General features: G+C 36.4%; 17 protein-coding genes, 1 tRNA gene and 1 pseudogene. 17 read left to right on the top strand and 2 right to left on the bottom strand.

Going from position 1 to position 18540, the window contains the following annotated elements:
- Nucleotides 1-66 precede the first annotated feature (66 nt).
- The 3 genes from QZR70_RS05230 to QZR70_RS05220 all read left to right on the top strand — a co-directional run bounded on the left by QZR70_RS05230 (nucleotide 67) and on the right by QZR70_RS05220 (nucleotide 2348).
- A tRNA-Leu gene (locus tag QZR70_RS05230) sits at nucleotides 67-152 on the top strand.
- Nucleotides 153-230: 78 nt separating this feature from the next.
- The gene (locus QZR70_RS05225) at nucleotides 231-1688 is read left to right on the top strand and encodes a hypothetical protein (protein WP_295793574.1); all 1458 of its coding nucleotides are present in this window, start codon (nucleotides 231-233) and stop codon (nucleotides 1686-1688) included.
- Nucleotides 1689-1829: 141 nt separating this feature from the next.
- A complete protein-coding gene (locus QZR70_RS05220; RefSeq protein WP_295793573.1) occupies nucleotides 1830-2348 on the top strand; it encodes a hypothetical protein in 519 nt (172 codons plus the stop codon).
- 47 nt (nucleotides 2349-2395) lie between these two features.
- Here QZR70_RS05220 and QZR70_RS05215 read toward each other — a convergent pair whose 3' ends face one another.
- Nucleotides 2396-3712 (bottom strand): phosphoglycerate transporter PgtP, encoded by a 1317-nt coding sequence (locus tag QZR70_RS05215; RefSeq protein ID WP_295793575.1) that lies wholly within the window; start codon nucleotides 3710-3712, stop codon nucleotides 2396-2398.
- Nucleotides 3713-4245: 533 nt separating this feature from the next.
- On the opposite strand from QZR70_RS05215, the pseudogene QZR70_RS05210 reads away from it, so the two are divergent.
- The 3 genes and pseudogenes from QZR70_RS05210 to QZR70_RS05200 all read left to right on the top strand — a co-directional run.
- Nucleotides 4246-4431 (top strand): annotated as a pseudogene (locus QZR70_RS05210) (type II toxin-antitoxin system RelE/ParE family toxin); the annotation flags it as partial.
- Nucleotides 4432-4441: 10 nt separating this feature from the next.
- Nucleotides 4442-4654 (top strand): hypothetical protein, encoded by a 213-nt coding sequence (locus tag QZR70_RS05205; protein ID WP_295793571.1) that lies wholly within the window; start codon nucleotides 4442-4444, stop codon nucleotides 4652-4654.
- A gap of 63 nt (nucleotides 4655-4717) precedes the next feature.
- Entirely contained in the window at nucleotides 4718-5803 is a 1086-nt protein-coding gene (locus QZR70_RS05200) for a hypothetical protein (RefSeq protein ID WP_295793569.1), read from the top strand.
- A gap of 73 nt (nucleotides 5804-5876) precedes the next feature.
- Here the strand turns inward: QZR70_RS05200 and QZR70_RS05195 are convergent, their stop codons facing one another.
- Complete coding sequence (locus QZR70_RS05195; RefSeq protein ID WP_295793567.1) at nucleotides 5877-6668, bottom strand: carbon-nitrogen family hydrolase; 792 nt, start codon at nucleotides 6666-6668, stop codon at nucleotides 5877-5879.
- 318 nt (nucleotides 6669-6986) lie between these two features.
- Here QZR70_RS05195 and QZR70_RS05190 point away from each other — a divergent pair, with 318 nt between their 5' ends.
- The 11 genes from QZR70_RS05190 to QZR70_RS05140 all read left to right on the top strand — a co-directional run bounded on the left by QZR70_RS05190 (nucleotide 6987) and on the right by QZR70_RS05140 (nucleotide 18531).
- Complete coding sequence (locus QZR70_RS05190) at nucleotides 6987-7790, top strand: polysaccharide deacetylase family protein (protein WP_295200786.1); 804 nt, start codon at nucleotides 6987-6989, stop codon at nucleotides 7788-7790.
- An 11-nt stretch (nucleotides 7791-7801) separates the two neighbouring features.
- The gene (locus tag QZR70_RS05185; RefSeq protein ID WP_295286515.1) at nucleotides 7802-8740 is read left to right on the top strand and encodes a phosphodiester glycosidase family protein; all 939 of its coding nucleotides are present in this window, start codon (nucleotides 7802-7804) and stop codon (nucleotides 8738-8740) included.
- A gap of 8 nt (nucleotides 8741-8748) precedes the next feature.
- A complete protein-coding gene (locus QZR70_RS05180; protein WP_295793565.1) occupies nucleotides 8749-9690 on the top strand; it encodes a hypothetical protein in 942 nt (313 codons plus the stop codon).
- 69 nt (nucleotides 9691-9759) lie between these two features.
- The gene (locus QZR70_RS05175; RefSeq protein ID WP_295793563.1) at nucleotides 9760-10932 is read left to right on the top strand and encodes a glycosyltransferase family 9 protein; all 1173 of its coding nucleotides are present in this window, start codon (nucleotides 9760-9762) and stop codon (nucleotides 10930-10932) included.
- Nucleotides 10919-11245 carry a hypothetical protein gene (locus tag QZR70_RS05170; RefSeq protein ID WP_295793561.1) on the top strand — a complete coding sequence of 109 codons (327 nt, stop codon included), beginning with the start codon at nucleotides 10919-10921 and terminating at the stop codon, nucleotides 11243-11245. The genes QZR70_RS05175 and QZR70_RS05170 overlap by 14 nt, the downstream gene beginning before the upstream one ends.
- Nucleotides 11246-11772: 527 nt before the next feature.
- Nucleotides 11773-13125 carry a pyruvate carboxylase subunit B gene (locus QZR70_RS05165; RefSeq protein WP_295793558.1) on the top strand — a complete coding sequence of 451 codons (1353 nt, stop codon included), beginning with the start codon at nucleotides 11773-11775 and terminating at the stop codon, nucleotides 13123-13125.
- Nucleotides 13126-13581: 456 nt separating this feature from the next.
- The gene (locus QZR70_RS05160) at nucleotides 13582-14922 is read left to right on the top strand and encodes a sensor histidine kinase KdpD (RefSeq protein ID WP_295793555.1); all 1341 of its coding nucleotides are present in this window, start codon (nucleotides 13582-13584) and stop codon (nucleotides 14920-14922) included.
- Nucleotides 14919-15608: a response regulator transcription factor gene (locus QZR70_RS05155; RefSeq protein ID WP_004693664.1), complete on the top strand. Its 690-nt coding sequence runs from the start codon at nucleotides 14919-14921 to the stop codon at nucleotides 15606-15608. Before QZR70_RS05160 ends, QZR70_RS05155 begins: the two co-directional genes overlap by 4 nt.
- A 555-nt stretch (nucleotides 15609-16163) precedes the next feature.
- Complete coding sequence (locus tag QZR70_RS05150; protein WP_227721558.1) at nucleotides 16164-17258, top strand: S1C family serine protease; 1095 nt, start codon at nucleotides 16164-16166, stop codon at nucleotides 17256-17258.
- 381 nt (nucleotides 17259-17639) lie between these two features.
- Nucleotides 17640-17969 (top strand): PadR family transcriptional regulator, encoded by a 330-nt coding sequence (locus QZR70_RS05145; protein WP_227721557.1) that lies wholly within the window; start codon nucleotides 17640-17642, stop codon nucleotides 17967-17969.
- Nucleotides 17956-18531: a DUF1700 domain-containing protein gene (locus tag QZR70_RS05140; RefSeq protein ID WP_295793548.1), complete on the top strand. Its 576-nt coding sequence runs from the start codon at nucleotides 17956-17958 to the stop codon at nucleotides 18529-18531. Before QZR70_RS05145 ends, QZR70_RS05140 begins: the two co-directional genes overlap by 14 nt.
- Nucleotides 18532-18540 lie beyond the last annotated feature (9 nt).

The following is an 18540-nucleotide window of genomic DNA, read 5'->3' as shown; positions in this document are numbered from 1 at the left end:
AGCAACGGACTGAAAATCCGTGTGTCGACAGTTCGATTCTGTCCTGAGGCACCATTTGTATTCCATGCGGTTGTGGTGGAATGGCAGACACGCCATCTTGAGGGGGTGGTGAGCGTACGCTCGTGAGGGTTCAAGTCCCTCCAACCGCACCAAGAAATAAGGACCTACAGTTTACTGTAGGTCCTTTTTGCTATAACATTAAAAGTTGTAGATGTATATAGGAGAGAGAAATGAATAAGAAATATTTTGTGCTGATGATGCTTTCACTAGCATTATATAGTCAGTCTAGTTTTGCAGCAGAAGTAGTAGATAGTCAGAATCAAAATATAAGTATTGAACAAAAAAATAATACAAAGTTAAAACAGTTTGTACAAACAAAAGGCCCAGTAAAAGTAGATTTTGTTGAGGTTATTCCTGGTGCTTTTAAAGCTGTTATAAAAGATAAATCGATAGATACGAAGGCACTTTCAATGGGCGATGAAATTATATTAGAGCGGATGGAGAAGGAGCACGGTTCTCAACGATTAAAAACATCAGAAAAACCTGATTTTGGAAGTGAATATAAAACGTTTGATCCACTTTATAATGATAAGGATGAAACAGCACTAAAAGAAATTAAACACTATAATACTGAATCAACACGTAATGAAGGCTATTTTATTGGTGGTCGAGAAAAACCCTTACGCATTGTGAGCCCATATATGAAAAAGAATGGTAAAGGGGAAATTAAGCTAACGAATCCCGTTAATACTAAAGATTATCGAACTCGTGCCGATCGGGATGCAGCAAATGAAAGGGAAATTCGAGAATATTTAGATAAAAATAAGGGAAAAGGACATGATCTATTTACGGCTAGATCTAAAGCTGAAATTAAAGAATCTTTGGAAAGTTTTTTTAAACCTATAGAATTGATTCAGTATCCTATCAATAATCCAAAGGATTATAAAAGGATGCCTATGATTCCAGGCTTCCCCAAAAATATGCCAAGTTTTGCAAAAAATATTCATATGCATAGTAATCCAGGCTTTTTACAAGGTAGGGCTTATGTACAATTTGCATTTGGAGGCACACCGGAACAATTAAAGCCATATATTGATGAAGCGCTTTCAAATTCTAAATTAGTTGTTTTAAAAGCTGATATATCCAATGTGTATGTTAAACGATATATCGATTCGAATATGGCTTATGCAGATTCTCTATATGCATTAATTCCAAGGTCGATATTGACTGTAAAAAATACAACTGTGCCGATGGGTAAATTTATACAAGAGCGACAAGACCATCCAATTGATAAATCTGTAGATGAAATATATGAGTTGGAAAATCAAGTATTAGCAGAATTCAATAAGGGACAGATTGCAGATGAAGACAATAGTGCAAAGTATAAGAGATATTTTGAAACTCGTAAACGAATAGAAGATGCGCGAGACGCATTAAAGCCTAAACCGGATTATGAAAATAAGCGTTCTAAAGATAAAGTGTATCCAATTTATACTGAAAAGGAAAATCAAAAGCTTCAAAAACAATATTTGCATAGATTGTCATATAATGAAGATTCCATAGAAATACCAGACAATTATGTATTGTATGTATTTGATTTTGGCGGAAGTCGGAATCATCCATATTCTTTAGGTGCTGCGGTCAGTCCTGATAAAAACTATATAATTTATTTCTTACAACAAGGTTGATTATAATGAACAAAAAGGTAGTAACATATATATGGTACTACCTTTTTGTTATATCTGTATTGGCAGATATTTAGATTATGTGTACAATCATAGTAATTAATAATACATGTATGTGTGTAAGTTTATATATGAGAGAAGATTATGGAATTTAATTATGGCGAAACGTTGCGTATCCGAAGTGATTTATATACAATTTTAGGCAAAATTCGCTACATTGATACTCATGGGGCGATTTGGTACAAGTATAAGCTGGTTAAGCATAAGAATAATGCTGAATTTTGGATCTGTTGGAATAAAAAACGTGGTGCATATCAGTTTACAAAGTTGTGCAGTAAAGCGATGCCATTTGACATGAACGTAGTACATCGTGGTTATCAGCTAGTTATAGGTACAAGAGGAGATATAGATATAGATTTTGCGGATGTAGCTCGTTATGAAGAGTATGAAGATGTTAATGGTACTCATACATTTATTGTTGAAAAAGGGGTTCATAATAGCGAGTATTCAAAAGGCGTTTATGTTGATAAGGAATATGTGTCTCTTGAAAGCGATGCAGAGATACCTAAGCCCATTCTAGATAAAATGGATACCATTAAGAAAATGAGATTCATAGGGCCCATAATTTGGTTCTTGGCGAACTTATTAAATAATAAAAGGTAGTAACAATTTCTTGTTACTACCTTTTTATTTGCTCTAGAATTTAGTTGTTAGCTGTTAGCTTCAGCTGTTTGGAGTTGTTCAAGTTCTGCTTCTTTAGCATCTAATTCTTTTGCACCAAAGTGGGCAAGTACACAGAATGTAACGCAAAGAATACATGCTGCCATTAGGAGATAGAAACCTGCATTCCAACCGAATTTATCTGCTAAAACACCAAATAGTGTTGTACCAAGGTTGGCACCTACGATGTAACTCATAAAGCCACGAAGACCAACAGCAGAGCCTACAGCGAATGGTGGTACGATATCCATAGTTTGTACAGAGGCTAAGAATTGAGGAATGTAGATTAAGCAACCTACGACAGCAGCAAAGAATGTAACCCATAAGAGGGATTCACTTTGCCAATAGCCAAAGATACAGAAGAAGATAATACTTACTGCAATGATTGCTGGAGGCATGCGATAACCTTTGAAGAATTTATCGGAAATGTAACCTGCAAAAAGTGTAGAAGGAATGGCTGCCCATTCAAAGAATAAAAAGGCGATGGACATTTCAGCCTTAGAGAAGCCTTTTACTTGTAATAAGTAAATAGGCAACCATGTAAGCATACCGAAACGAATCATGTAAACGAATGTATCAACTAGAGATACATACCAAGCATTTTTATTTTTTAGTACATATTGTACAAAGATTTGTCTTGTACTTAGGTGAGGTGCTTCTGCACTTCTATGTGCTTTATGAGATGTATCGGCAATGATTTCGCTAGTTGGTGGTAAACCTTCTCGTTCAGGACTTTCTTTGATCAAGAAGCAAATAATAACAGCTACGATAATCGCGATAATTGCAGGGATACCATAGCTACCTAATTGCCAGTGATCTGTAGTAGTAAAGTATAGCGCAGCAGCAACGATTGGTGCTACGATACCACCACCAAGATTATGGGAGATATTCCAAATTGCCCCAAAGCGACCACGTTCCTGTTTTGGATACCATTTGGCAAGTGTGATGAAGGATGGACCTACACCAAAGCCTTGGAAGAAACCATTAAGAACTACTAATACTAAGAAGAAGGCGAGGCTGTCGGCAAAGCTCATAAAAATGTTGATAATTGCACAACAAATAAGGCCGAAAGCCATGAATTTCGCAGGGCTCGCTTTGTCAGCAAGACTACTCATGAAGCCTTTACTTAGACCGTAGGCGATAAGCATACCACTAGATAACAAACCGATTTCCGTTTTGCTCATGTGTAGGATATCTGATAAAAAATGAGTTGATAAGGCAAAGTTGTTACGAACAATATAGTACGCTGCGTAACCAATAAAAATACCGATTAGAGATTGAAATCTGTATTTATAATATAGATTCATAATCATATTCTGTGGTACAGATGATTTTGCCTCTTTTGGTTGTAGAAATGAAAACATTATTATTACCTTTCTTTCTTAATAACCAAATTCTAGTGCATTGCTAATATTACCACTTATAGATGATTTATGTAAATGATTTATGGTACGAAAATAAGCGTTTATGTCATGAAATTTATTAATAATACAATTTATATAAATCTTTTGCAAGTATTTATTGGTAAAATGAAAAGATAAAATTTTTCTAAAATATTGACAAAGTTATTTTATGATTGTATATTAAAGGTGACATACTGGCGTGTCGTTAAAGGGACTTAGAGAGAGTTAGCCAGACTGACATACGATATAGTTCGAGAGTAACTATATACATAAAAAGGCATGCCGCTGAGAGACGAGAGAAGGGTGGTGTGCCTTTTTTGTATGCTTAATTTCTGAAATATAAAATTTTATTAAAATAGTACTGTTTGTGTGTTTAAGGAATAGACTAAAACCTCCCTATGTAATACAATGTATTATCAACACAACGTTATCTCTTTAATTGGCTTATTAAGAACGTAGATAATGTAGAAAATCCTAGATATTCAGGAAAATCACTGACAGGTAATAAGACGGGGCTGTGGCGTTATCGCATTGGTAATTATAGAGTCATTGCCGATATTAATGATGATAGATGTATTATTTTAGCGTTAGAAGTTGGACATCGAAAAGATATCTACAAATAGAGGATACACTATGAAATACTTACGTCGTGAACTGAATCAAGTGGAAAAAGAATACTTAAAACAATTTGGTCAGGACTCATTGAACCGTGTCGTTTTACACGATCCAAATACAAAGAATAAACAAGAAGTACAAGATACGATTGATATTCTAAAAGATGCTATGGCAAAGAACAAACCTCTAGAACAAGTTCCAGAGGACATGTGGAAGCTTATTGAGTTTTAAATTATCTGATTAGCTATGTATGTAGAGTAACTCTTTTATATAGTTTATTTAATGGAGATATGAATGAAGTTAAAAGGATTTATACTTGTTGTGACCGCATTGGTTGCTAATATAGGAATAACAAATGCTGAGCAGTTATCCACTCCATCTGTAGGAACACCTTTGGGCACAAAGACTTCTCAAGTAGATAGAACACAACCTCTAGAGGTTATGCCTTATATGGAAAGTAAAGTAACGGGTGAAACTGAATTATCTTATGCTGTTATGTCTCTTGCTAAAAAAACATATAACGAACAAATATTGCAGCAGCGAGATGAAGAATCGCGTATGCACGCTCATATAGAGGAACATAATAGAAGGATAAGAAGTACGCCACAACGAGACTTTATTAAAAATCCCTATACACGAGAAGAAATTGAAAAACAAATTGTAGCTGCTATTAATTTTAGGGAAAGCATTAAATATCCTGTTAATGACAAGGAATATTACAATCATATAGATATAAATAAAGTGAATGATTTGTCTGGTTTTCCAAAGAAAATACCTTCTTTTGCTAAGCAAGTTGATATTCATTTAAAGCCACCTAAGGCGATTGAAGATGGTCGTTATATCCAAGTTTCTTTCACAGGTAAACCATCAGAGCTAAAGCCTTATATTCAAGATGCAGAAAATCATGCTAAGGTTATTATTACTAAGGGTGAGGCTGAACGTGTTTCTATTAAACCGTACGAGGATGTTAAGACGAAATATAGAAAATACATGTCTACTATATTGCCAGAAGAATGGATTGAAGTAACTAATACATTCAATAATATGTATCAATATAAAATGGCACTAAGCAATGAGAATATTAAGCGAAAGGTTGATCATGAGCTCTCTAACCAAATGAATAATAAAATGGGGTTGGACTTAGAGCAAGATTCTAGTCAATTAAGTTCTGATAAAGTGTTGTCTAATGATGAAAATAAGGCTTTACAGAAAAAATATTTAGGCTACTATTCGTTTAAGGAAGTAAAGCGACCATTTAACGCAGATTATACATTCTATATCTTTAAATTTGATTATTCATATAACACGTTTACTGTTGCAGGTATGGCTGTTAATCCAGAACAAACTAGAGTAATCTATTTCTTACATACAGTTCAATAAAAATAAAAGGCACATTGTTAAATGAATGACCTTCCTGATTTAAGATGGTTGTTCAAAACAATGTGCCTTTTTGTTATAGATTATAGAGTTCAGGTTTGCGATCTCTAAAGATATTAATTTTGTTACGGATATCTTCGACTACAGCGAGGTCGATGTCTACGGAAGCAATACCTTCGTTAGTGTCCATTTCGAGTAGGTTTGTACCCCATGGATCATATACCGCGGAGTGCCCTGTACTTTGAACGCGACCCACTGTGCCACAGCCGTTTACGGCACAGACAAAGAGTTGGTTTTCAATAGCTCGCACTTCATTGAGTACTTGCCAGTGACGTAAACGCATCGTAGGCCATTGAGCAGGCACAAACAATAATTCTGTGCCTGGTAATGCAGCCATTCTTACGAGCTCAGGGAAACGGATGTCATAGCAGATGACCGTACTGCAAGGTATTCCGTCCAGCTCGAAATGTGTAGTATGGGTGCCGCTTGCAAAGTATTTGTCTTCTTTGGCAGGGCTAAAGCCGTGCATTTTAGAATATTCTCCTACAAGTTCACCGCTTCGGTTGTAAACATAGGATGTATTAAATACGAGATTGTCTTTTGCAATTGCTACAGATCCGCCCACAATATTTACATTATGTTTTTTAGTGAATGCACTTAATAAGGCTTTTGTGCGGTCACCATTTGTATCGGCGATATTGATTAAATCTGTAGATGGATAAAAACCAGTGTTCCAGGTTTCAGGTAATACGATAATATCTGGACTTTCAGATAGGGACTGGGTCAATAACTCTTGAACTCGATTGTAGTTATATTCTACGTCGTTTACGTGGACATCCATTTGTATGAGGGTAAGTCGTTTTTTCATGGTAAATCCTCTGTGTATTAAAATAGTATAGTTTACGTTATATAGTATATAATTAGAATATTAAAGCATTATTGAGAGTATTACAATATGACAATGGTTACAGTTGAAATACTCTTTTTCAGTAGAAATGGATAGAATGGATTTAGATAACACTAGATGTACAGGCTATCATTGCCATAGGTATTCCAGATGAGCCTATGTATCCTAGACCTAGAAAATCAATTGATGAGGTACTAGTAAAGCGTTAGTTTTTTACTAATCTTCATAGAAATGTTATAATATTCTGTATATAATTGTGTTCTAATAGAGGAGGGACCTATGAAACGGATTCCATTGGTAACACTATTAGTTGTCGCATTGGCTGTGGTTTTAGCAGGATGTGGATTGCTTTCACAAAAAACGGAACCACCTAGTCCAACGGCGCCTGTAAAAGAAGTCAAAATGGTACATCCAACGGGCATCCCTGTTCTTATGTATCATAAAATTGGCGATGATAAGGATAACGATGCAGTTATTCGTGAGGATCTATTCAGAGAACAAATGAAGTTCCTCAAAGATAATGGTTATAATCCATTAACGATGGATCAACTATATGATTATGTCGTAAATGGTGCAGCAGTGCCTGAAAAACCTGTTGTATTAACATTTGATGACGGTTATGCAGATACGTATTCTATCGTATATCCAATTATGAAGGAATATGGTTTTGCAGCCACTGTGTTTATCAATCCTGGCGATGTAGGTACACGGTTAACTTGGGATCAAATTCGTGAAATGCATAAAAATGGTATTACCATTTCCAATCATGGATTCCAACATATCGAAATGGGCCAATTGTCTGAAGCTAAACAAATAGAAAATATTACAAAGGCTCAAGAAGCCCTTGCAAAAGAAGTGGGTATCAAGGATAATCCTTGGTTCTGCTATCCTTATGGAGATAAAAATGAATTCACCGATGCTGCCACTAAAAAAGCGGGCATCAAAATGAGTATGGCTATGAAATCTGGCTGGGCTCATACAGGTGATAATCCATATAACATTTTGCGTGTTTGGGTTGGTAATGCTGTTGATATCAAACATTTTGAAGAACGCATTAGCACTGAACATTTCACTGATTTATAAGGAGAAATACATTGTTCAAAAAGAATTGGGTAAAGTTCATCATCATGGTGTTCCTATTTACCGTTGTAACCTCACCATTCGTGGTGCTCTTTGGACCATTTAATAATGTAAAGCGCGCCGTTATTGGTGCCATATTGCAATCTCGCCATCCTCATTACATTACATGGCTATTCAGTGAAGATGAATTGCAATCTATTTTGGGTACTGTTGGTGTTGTTAAAAGCCAAGATCTGTTCAAGTTTAATGCTCGTGAAGATAAGAGCTTGAATCTTGAAAAGATTCAGTCTGCTCGTTATGTAGGCTATATTCTTGAAATTCCAGATCCACGTCGCATTCAAGTTGGCACAGCTGCGAATATTCAAGAAAAAGGCGATACTACAAGTAATATTGCGAAGATGAATAATGCGGTAGCGGCTATCAATGGTGGTGGTTTCCACGATCCTAATGGTACTGGTACAGGCCGTTTGCCGTATGGCTTTATCTTGCATGATGGTGAATATGTTATCGGTAAGGATGTAGGCCCAGAAGAAGCGGTAGACTTCGTAGGCTTCTCTAAATCTGGCAACCTTATTGCTGGTAACTATGATAAAACACAACTTGGTGATATGAAAGCCATGGAAGGTATTACCTTTGGCCCACCTCTTATCGTAGATGGTAAGAAGATGATTACCGAAGGCGATGGTGGCTGGGGTGTAGGTCCACGTACTGCTATTGGTCAAAAGAAGGATGGTACCGTACTATTCCTCGTAATCGATGGTCGTCAACCAGGTTATTCTCTTGGCGCTACATTGCGTGACGTACAAGATATTCTCTATGAAAAAGGTTGCTACATTGCAGCGAATTTAGATGGTGGTTCTAGTTCTACACTATACCTCAATGGTAAAGTAGTGAACAAACCAGCTGATTTGTTAGGGGAACGCATGATCCCAACGGCGTTTATCGTGAAATAGGAGGACACATGAAACCTTTTACGCGTGTACTGAGCGCCTTTGCGGTTGGTATTCTTCTGCAAGGTGGGGTGTACCTATACCTTGATCAATATATGTTTGCACCGACTACAGATTTTAATGTAGCAGGTGCATCTAAGGATGATACTAAAAACTTTCCTGATGTAAAGGAAGGCACAAAATATGTATCGTATGACCGTCAGTTTATGGCGGTTGTTACTGAAAACTCTTTGAAAATCTATAAGGCTAATGAAAGTAAGCCTACTACAATAGATTTGAAAGGACGTTCTATTAGTTACTTTAACTGGATGCCTGACCGTAACTATGCCATCATGGGTCTATATGACTCTAGAGAGGTTGTTATGGCGCGTCTCAATGCAGATGATCCTGAACATGAAGTAGATACTAAACTTGAAGATTTGCCTCGTAACAGTAAGATCGTAGATGCTGCGTATTCTGAAGCGACAAACGTTGTTTACATGAAGGTAAAGGTTCAAGAACACGCATATCGCATTTATCGTACTGATGCTAACTATGATACGCGTCGCGTTTATATGCAAGCTACAGATATTGGTCATATTGGCGTATTCTATGATGAAGATAGATTCTTCTACGATAATGCCAAGACTGGGGATATCTTCATGTTTAATGGTATTGAAGGTGGTTGGCGTGTTATCAATCCACCAGGACGTTTCCGTCTAATTGGCGTTGATATGGATAAAACTATCTATATTGCTCGCGTGGATGAAGATAATAATGCCTTAACTGTTTATACTGGTAAACTCGGTGTAGGCTTCAAACCAGTTTATAAATACAATCATCCAACAACGTTCAATGAATTAACCTTGTCTGATGTGAAAACTATCATTAAGGATGGTAGTGACGAAACTACGAAGGTAACAGAAGATGATACATCTTCTAAATCTTCTAGTGATAGTAAAAAGAAATCTTAAGAAAAAGCCTTTATAATGATTCATTATAAAGGCTTTATTCCTATACTCGTTTGTACTATAAGGATATATATGAATATATTATTTGTACGACTCAGCTATATAGGGGATATACTACATGCCACACCTGCTGCGCGCTGGATTAAAGAGCATTATCCAGAGGCAAAGCTACATTGGATTGTAACACCTAGTATGGTAGAACTTTTACAGGGAAATCCCTATGTAGATGAAATCATTCCTTGGGAGCGGGATGAATATGAAGCACATTCTAAAAAACTACATATTCCAACGATGTGGCGCATGTGGTGGGAACTTAGAGATAAGTTAAAACCATACAAATTTGATGTGGCTGTCGATGTACAAGGGCGACTCATAACAGGGCTCGTTTTATTGGCATCAGGTGCACCCATTCGCCTTGGACTTGGTGGTACAAAAGAGCTGAATTGGATGTTTACTAACTACAAGGCAAAGCCGAGTACAGATCATGTCATTAAGCGTTATATAGAGGTTGCTAAATTACTGAATACAGCCGTTGCAGAGCATAGTGGATTAACTACATCTGCTGCTGTTATCACTGATGATGAAAAACCTTGCATAGTCAACGGTTCTAGTGGTAAACGGCTATACCACATGGATTTTTTTGTGCCCTCTAATTTGCGTGCTTGGGCAGAAAAACAGTGGGAATCAATTAATTATGATACATCCTTAAATCGCGGAGAGGTAGATAAGCCACTGCGCATAGGTCTTGTCCTAGGTACATCTTGGGCGACGAAAGAGTGGCCTCAAGAGAAATGGTATTCTCTCATTAAATCTCTCCAGTATAGAGCTAATTTTGTGTGCTTAGGTGGTCCAAAAGAGGCGATCCAATACAAACCGTTGATGGACTCCATAACGGCTGATGGCCTTGATAAAATTATGCTGAATATGTTGGGGAAAACTACACTTCAAGAGGTAGGGGCTTTAATTGAAAGTTGCGATGTAGTAGTGACTGCTGATACGGGTTCATTGCATATTGCACTAGCTCTAAATAAACCTGTTGTCGCACTTTTTGGACCTACAGATCCTAAGCTGTGGGGGCCGTTGACGGGGGACTTTAAGGTTCTTGTTAATGATGAGTTAGATTGCTTAGGATGTCGTAAACGACGTTGTCCTAAGCCTGATCAATATTGTATGTCTGGTATTGAATCAGTACGCGTGAAAAAGGCAATTTTCGAATTAATAGGAGATAAACATGGCAAAGTTTAAAATTCAAAAAGGCTTATCCGATGCGGATATGATGAAAAACTTTAAAGATACTGAAAATTTTGAAGAAACAATGCTTGATAGAGAGCGTTCTGCTAAGAAACTCGTAGTACATCAAAGTCCAAAACAAAAGGAAGATGCATTCTATCGTGAATTCCTTACAGAGAAGGTAGAGACTTTAATTGGTAAAATGTTGCTCGATATTAAGATGGAATACTTCAAAGAAGGTGAGGGTGCATTCTCTATCCAAGTTAAACGGGATGGTAAAAATATCGTTCTTGAAACGACACCAAAAAAGGTAAAACCTGAAAAATAATATAATAATAATTGCTTACTATAAGAACCTATCTATAAAAGGTAGGTTCTTTTGTATATTTATAAATTGCAATAATGCAGGTGTGTTATCAATAAAAGTGATGAGCTCATAAATATACCGATGATTATCGAAGTACTAGATTTATAAATACCGATATACTTTGAAAGCTGGTCAATAATAACTAAAAATTATTGCGATATAAATTTTGGTTTCTCATTAAAAAGAGAAATTACAAAGAAATTAAATTGATTAAAAATACATGTTAAATCCTAGCTTCTTAGCACTTTATTGTGATTTCTATCACGAAAAAATCATAATTGAATACATGAAATCATGAGTAAATAGCATAATGTGGTTGTTGACAAAGAATTCTATAAGTAGTCTAATATAAGTATGTCTTAACGATTGCTTGAGTATTTGCTCGTGTGAGCAAGTGCTATAAAAATCGTAAAAAAATAGGTATGAGATAGTTATGTAGTGGATGTATAAAATTACATGCATAAACTATTTCGATTTGGAGGATTAACATGGCTAAAAAATTAAGAATCTGCGAAACCGTTCTTCGCGACGGTCATCAATCTATTTTGGCAACACGCATGCGTTACGAACAAATGGAACCAGTGCTTGGCCTTTTAGATGAAATTGGTTATGAAGCTCTTGAATGTTGGGGCGGCGCTACTTATGACAGCTGTCTTCGTTTCTTGAATGAAGATCCATGGGAACGCCTTCGTAAATTGAAATCCAATTTGAAAAACACTCCACTACAAATGTTACTTCGTGGCCAAAACTTGTTGGGCTACAAACACTACTCTGATGATGTAGTAGAAGCATTCTGTAATGCAGCTGTAAAAAATGGTATTGATCGTATCCGTATCTTCGACGCATTGAATGACCCTCGTAACATGGAAGCTGCTATTAAGTACTCCAAAAAAGCAGGCGCACACGTTCAATCCGCTATGGTATACACAATCTCCCCAGTTCATACAACTGAAAGCTTCTTGAAAGTAGCTGAAACATTGGTAGAAATGGGTACAGATTCCTTATGTATCAAAGATATGTCCGGTTTGTTAGGACCTGCTGATGCATATGATTTGGTTTCCACATTCAAAAAACGTTTTGGCGAATTGCCAATCGACTTGCACAGCCATTTCACTTGCGGTCTTGCAAGCACTGCATACTGGGAAGCTGCTAAAGCTGGTGTAGATATCATCGATACTGCTATCTCTCCATTTGCTCATGCAACTAGCCAACCAGCTACTGAAACTATGATCGAAATGTTCAAAGGTACTGAATGGGATCTTGGTCTTGACCTTGATAAATACATTCCATTAGTTGACCACTTCCGTAAAGTAAAACAACAAATCGCTGAAGAATTCAACTTGAAACCAGCTAGTGATGTAATCCCAGCTGTTCGTCGTTACCAAATTCCTGGTGGTATGTTGTCCAATACTCAAAACCAATTGAACGAAATGGGTATGGGCGATCGCTTCTTCGACGTTATGGATGAAATGCCACGCGTTCGTGAAGACTTGGGTTACCCTCCATTGGTAACTCCAACATCCCAAATCGTTGGTACAATGGCTATGATGAACGTTATGATGGGCGACCGTTATAAAATGGTTCCTAACGAAGTTAAAGACCTTGTACGCGGTAAATACGGTGCATTGCCTGGTAAAATTTCTGACGAAATCCGTCACACTATCATCGGTGATGAAGAACCTATCACTTGCCGTCCAGCAGATCTTATCGAACCTGAATTGGAAGGTTACCGTCAAGATTTAGCTTCCAAAGGCTACAATGGTATCACTGACGAAGACGTATTGACTTACGCTATGTTCCCAGAAGTTGCTATTAACTTCTTCGATGCAAATCGTCGTTAATCCAAATATTAAAAGAGGATTCCTTAGGAATCCTCTTTTTTTATGTACAAATAAGGCAATTGAATTATATATGAGGATCGGGGAAATAGTTTTGGTACTAATAATATAAGGTAATAGAATTTATTTTTACAGATATAGCATTTTTATATTTAGAGATTTTATAAAAAATATAGAGGCTATTAAATAAGATGTTATAGAACCTTATGTTTGATGTCCTAAAAATTACTTGTAGCATGGTGGTGTAGGTTGCCCGGATGCGTGTAATTTATATTAAAAACTTCAAAATAGTAGATAATAAAAGGCATACTGCCCATATGTAATAACTGCCAATTATAAACTAACAATGAAGAAATTATGAAAGTTAAATCACTTTTTTGAGCTTTTCACTTGCTTTAAGTATTAAAAATAGCGTAAACTATAAGAAGTATCTAATATTTATGATATTGAGGTAACCCTGTGAATTTACAAATACGGATTTGGATATCCAATGTTGTGCTCTTTGTAGTGCCTATTTTGATAGCAATTATCTTATTTTTGCTATACTTTACAGGTCTGCGCATATTGGCTAATGCCGGTTACTATTTGCGTATTGAGCAGGAACAACAGTTTAAAAGTGTCAGTCGAATCACTGAAACAATTACCTTTTATGGTTTAGAAAACAACTTAATAGATAGCTTAGTAAAGCCTAGCTATAGCTTACTCGATCCAAAGGAAGTATATGTAGAAGTACTAGATCAAGGTAATATGGTGTACACCTATGGTAATCCTCAAATCTATAGTGCCTCTGCTATTGTTGGCCTTATTGATGTAAACCCTGAACTACAAGGTATTGTATATCAGTCCAATAATACTTTCGTATATGAAATGAGGAAATACGATGGGCGTCATGCTTACGTATATCATATTGCTATAAAGCGAGCTACTCATGGTAGCGATAGCTTAATGGAATCAGTTTCCTTCTATATTATTGTAGTGGCTATATTACTCTTTATTGTTACCTTCTTTGCTATTAACCGATTTGTTACACGATTCATCATGATTCATGTTAAGAATATGACAAAATCGTTAGAAATGGCCAATCGTCAGATTGAAATGGAACAGGAGCAACAAAAAGAGTTGTTAGCAGGGATATCCCATGATATCCGGACACCGTTAACAGCGATTAAAGCCTATGCAGAAGGTGTTCGCGATGGTATTGCACCAACAGAAGAGCAACAAAAACGCTATATGGGAATTATTTTGAAACGGGCTAATGATTTAGATTCTATGTTGGAGGAATTGTTCCTTATTACAACATTGAATTATAAGAAAGAGTCGCGGCCATCTGAACGAATTGAACTCGGTCAATATGTACGTGATTTTGTAGAAGATCATTTGGCTCCTTATCAAACAAGAGGGCTTGAAATCAAATTCCGTATAGCAGCTGAAAGTGCTTTTATTAATGCAAACCCACAATTGTTACAACGTGTTTTACAAAATGTGTTGAACAACAGTGCTAAGTATAAAATGGCCGATATTGGTCATTGTGTGATTGATGTAACTAGTGATGATGATTATGTATACTGTGTTATCAGTGATGATGGCCCAGGGGTACCGCCAGAATCTCTAGAGCGTCTAATGCGCCCGTTCTACCGTGTAGATTCGTCTCGTACGAACCCACAAGAAGGTAGTGGTCTTGGATTGTCGATTATTCGTCGAATTATGGAAATCTTTGAAGGCCGAGTTGTGATTGAAAATGTAAGACCACATGGTCTACGTGTTATATTAGAATTTCCTAAACAAGGAGAAGAATCATGAGTGAACATATCTTAATTATTGAAGACGATTTGGATATCGCCAATATTGAGCGTGATTATTTAATGGTGGCAGGTTATGATGTTACGATTATGACTAATGGTACCGATGGTATTGAGGCTGCTTTAAATACTCCTGTAGACCTTATCATCCTTGATGTTATGTTGCCAGAAATGGACGGCTTTGAAGTTTGTCGCCAAATTCGTGACAAGGTTCGCGTACCAATTGTTATGGTAACAGCTCGTCTTGATGATATCGATAAAATCCGTGGTCTAGGTGTAGGCGCTGACGACTACATTGAAAAACCATTCTCTCCATCTGTATTGATTGCAAAAATCAAAGCTATGTTGGCACAATATAAACGCTTAACAGAGCGTGATGCTATGGAAACTAATGCTATTCAATCCGGTGAAATTCGCCTTGATCCTAAGATGATGAAAGTTTGGGTAAACGAAAAAGAAGTTCACCTTAAAAAGAAAGAGTTCCAATTATTAGAATTTTTAATGCGTAACCGTGATATCGTATTTAGTAAAGAAGAATTATACTCTCGCGTATGGGGTCTTGACTCTTACGGTGATTATGCAACTGTAGCGGTTCATATCAACCGATTGCGTGAAGAAATTGAAGATAACCCATCCGATAGTAAACATATCATTACAGTGTGGGGCGTAGGTTATAAATTTGTTTGATAACTGAAATGCGTTTTCACTTTGCGCTCACGTTTTTGTTGGCTGTTGATAAAATATGAGTTTATAGAGAGTTATTATATAGATATAATCAAAGATTTAAAAATAGTTTATATACTTCCTTTGATAGTTTAGATATTCCATGTATACTTATTTAGGTAAGGCTGACGTTTGATTCTAGATAAGAAACAACTAAACTTCTCTCTCTTAATAAGTTCTCTCTCAACTTATCTAGATCACATATACTCTCTCTCAACAGTCCTTACACTCTCAAACTATATGCATAAAGGGCATTTGCTAGCTTCGGCTAGTGAATGCCCTTTATGTTTTTATGATAGCTTTATATAGAGCTTTTGGTTCGTGTCATTTCTTTAACATTGAATTGTTCTTGAGAGATCGTCAGATACATATTATTTATAGAAATTATATTTTTGTAATAGATGTAATAAATTGTTATGTTGCATTGTAAAGTGTTGCGTACTATAATAGGTTCATCCAAATCAATTTTATAAAATTGATTTTCATTAAATCATTAAGAAATGATATGAGGAGAAATGTATGAATTTTTCAAAATATAAGAAATCAATTATAGCCTGTGTGCTAGCCCTTGGTATTGGTGTAGGCGGTGGCTACTATTTCTTTGGTAGTCCTGTGACACATCAAACAACTGTGCGAGAACAAACAAAACAAAATAAGCCGATTACAGATACACGTAATACATACGTAGTTCAAGCGGCAAAAGAATCTGGCCCAGCTGTAGTGGGAATTACCACTCAAGTTTTCCAAAAAGACATTTTTAACCGTACCATCTATGCTGGAGAGGGTGTTGGCTCTGGTGTGTTGATTGATAATGATGGACATATCGTAACAAATAATCACGTTGTAGCTGGTGCTAAAAATGGAGAGGTTACAGTATCTTTGTCTAATGGATCTACCGTAACAGGTACAGTTATTGGTACGGATGCTCAAACAGACTTAGCTGTTGTTAAAATTAATCCACCAAAGGATATTCAACCTATAAAAATTGGTGACTCTGATTCCTTACAAGTAGGGGAACCGGCTATCGCCATTGGCAATCCTTTAGGCCTAGAGTTTAAAGGCTCTGTTACATCTGGTGTAATCAGTGCGCTAGCACGTACTATTGATGATCAAGGTCAACGCTTCCCATTAATCCAAACAGATGCAGCTATTAATCCAGGTAACTCTGGTGGTGCTCTCATCAATGCAGATGGAGAGTTAATTGGTATTAATAGCTCTAAGATTTCTAAAGAAGGCGTTGAAGGTATGGGTTTTGCCATTCCTATTAATTCCGCTATGACTGTTGTAGATTCTATTATTAAGAATGGTAAGGTTGTACGTCCTTATATTGGTGTATGGGCTGTAGATCGTCAAACAGCAGCGCGTAACAATGTAAGTTATGAAGGCGAAGGTCTTCTCATTGTTCAACTTGATGCGAATGGTCCTGCTGCAAAGGCTGGTCTAGTAGAAGGAGATACAATTGCTCAAATTGATGGCAAGGATATTAGTACATTATTAGAATTAAAAGAGCAAATTGACGCTAAGAGCCCTGGTGATACAGTTTTGGTATCTTATACTCACAATGGCAAAATGAAGAGTACACAGATTAAATTAGGCCAAGCAGCTTCCAATTAGATACTGTCTATTCAAACTAAGCACAGATTCTTTATTATGAACAGATCCTGTTTAGAATAGATATAGTACTTATTATATAAATAAAAATCCTCATCCTTTGGATGAGGATTTTTTTGATATACGATGATAATTGAGATATATTTCAATATAAATAACTTGAAATTAGCATAAATTTTGAAAATATTTTAATCTCTATAAACCTAGACTTTATCTATGTTTATTAGTGATGAAATACAAGAGTTTTAATTGCGCAAAATATATTTTTTACAAGGTACCTTGCATTACGAGGTACCTTGTGTTATTATGTATTTGTCAGTACATGATAGTGACCGTAAGAGAGCTTTCACATTGGCAGGCAAGCACAGCCTAAAGGGAGGAACTATGCAAGTTCAATTAAAAAAGGGTGTTATGGATATGCTAGTGCTAGCATTACTAACACAAACTGATCGATATGGGTATGAAATTGTAAGCACCATTTCGGAATATATTGAGATTTCGGAAGGAACTATATATCCATTATTTAATAGATTGAAAAAAGAAAAGTATGTTGAAACATATTTAAAGGAATCTACTACAGGACCATCTCGAAAATATTATCACATCACAGAAGATGGACGTGCCGCATATAACAAGATGCGCCAAGAATGGGATGAATTTTCTGGTGTAATCAACATCCTGTTGAAAGGAGTCGACTATAATGAACAAAAATAGCTTTTTAGAAGCACTGCGTAATATATTCAAAAAGGCCCGTGTTGCTGATGTAGAGAGTATTATAGAGGTTTATGAAGAGCATTTTGCAGTAGGTTATGAAAAAGGTCTTACCGATAGCGAAATCATTAAATCTTTGGGGACTCCAGAGGAAATTTATGCGTCTTATGTAGATGCAGGTATTATTACCGATACATTAGGCCAAGATGGTGGTGAAAGTAAATCTGTTAATATGCAAGAAATCTATGCAAGATTTGACGACTATAAAGAACGTCTTTTACCACAGTTGCCTGGTATGGCTAAAAAAGCATCCAAAACATTACTATCTATCGGTAGTGCATTGTCATATATTGTAGGAGTTTTAATATTTATCATTACACCTGCCATCTTATATTTACTCGGAAGCTCATGGCAACCGTTTGAGAATGTAACGGCCTTTCCTGCATTATCATTGGTAACTTTAGTTGCACTTGGTGGTGTAGGTCTCTTTGGAGGCCTTACATGTATCTTTATTGGTATTGAACTTCGTGGTGTACGCGAACGTTATTTTAGCAATGTAGATTAAGGAGGACCT

Source organism: uncultured Veillonella sp. (assembly GCF_900545205.1).
In the GTDB taxonomy this organism is placed as follows: Bacteria; Bacillota; Negativicutes; order Veillonellales; family Veillonellaceae; genus Veillonella.
The sequence above is the reverse complement of the archived record's forward strand: the minus strand, read 5'-3'. Positions and strand labels throughout refer to the sequence as shown.

Excerpts from the sequence above, each read along its gene's own strand:
- QZR70_RS05225 (WP_295793574.1), top strand. The coding sequence starts at position 231 with ATGAATAAGAAATATTTTGTGCTGATGATGCTTTCACTAGCATTATAT.
- QZR70_RS05220 (WP_295793573.1), top strand. The coding sequence starts at position 1,830 with ATGGAATTTAATTATGGCGAAACGTTGCGTATCCGAAGTGATTTATAT.
- QZR70_RS05215 (WP_295793575.1), bottom strand. The coding sequence starts at position 3,712 with ATGAATCTATATTATAAATACAGATTTCAATCTCTAATCGGTATTTTT.
- QZR70_RS05205 (WP_295793571.1), top strand. The coding sequence starts at position 4,442 with ATGAAATACTTACGTCGTGAACTGAATCAAGTGGAAAAAGAATACTTA.
- QZR70_RS05200 (WP_295793569.1), top strand. The coding sequence starts at position 4,718 with ATGAAGTTAAAAGGATTTATACTTGTTGTGACCGCATTGGTTGCTAAT.
- QZR70_RS05195 (WP_295793567.1), bottom strand. The coding sequence starts at position 6,668 with ATGAAAAAACGACTTACCCTCATACAAATGGATGTCCACGTAAACGAC.
- QZR70_RS05190 (WP_295200786.1), top strand. The coding sequence starts at position 6,987 with ATGAAACGGATTCCATTGGTAACACTATTAGTTGTCGCATTGGCTGTG.
- QZR70_RS05180 (WP_295793565.1), top strand. The coding sequence starts at position 8,749 with ATGAAACCTTTTACGCGTGTACTGAGCGCCTTTGCGGTTGGTATTCTT.
- QZR70_RS05175 (WP_295793563.1), top strand. The coding sequence starts at position 9,760 with ATGAATATATTATTTGTACGACTCAGCTATATAGGGGATATACTACAT.
- QZR70_RS05170 (WP_295793561.1), top strand. The coding sequence starts at position 10,919 with ATGGCAAAGTTTAAAATTCAAAAAGGCTTATCCGATGCGGATATGATG.
- QZR70_RS05165 (WP_295793558.1), top strand. The coding sequence starts at position 11,773 with ATGGCTAAAAAATTAAGAATCTGCGAAACCGTTCTTCGCGACGGTCAT.
- QZR70_RS05155 (WP_004693664.1), top strand. The coding sequence starts at position 14,919 with ATGAGTGAACATATCTTAATTATTGAAGACGATTTGGATATCGCCAAT.
- QZR70_RS05150 (WP_227721558.1), top strand. The coding sequence starts at position 16,164 with ATGAATTTTTCAAAATATAAGAAATCAATTATAGCCTGTGTGCTAGCC.
- QZR70_RS05145 (WP_227721557.1), top strand. The coding sequence starts at position 17,640 with ATGCAAGTTCAATTAAAAAAGGGTGTTATGGATATGCTAGTGCTAGCA.
- QZR70_RS05140 (WP_295793548.1), top strand. The coding sequence starts at position 17,956 with ATGAACAAAAATAGCTTTTTAGAAGCACTGCGTAATATATTCAAAAAG.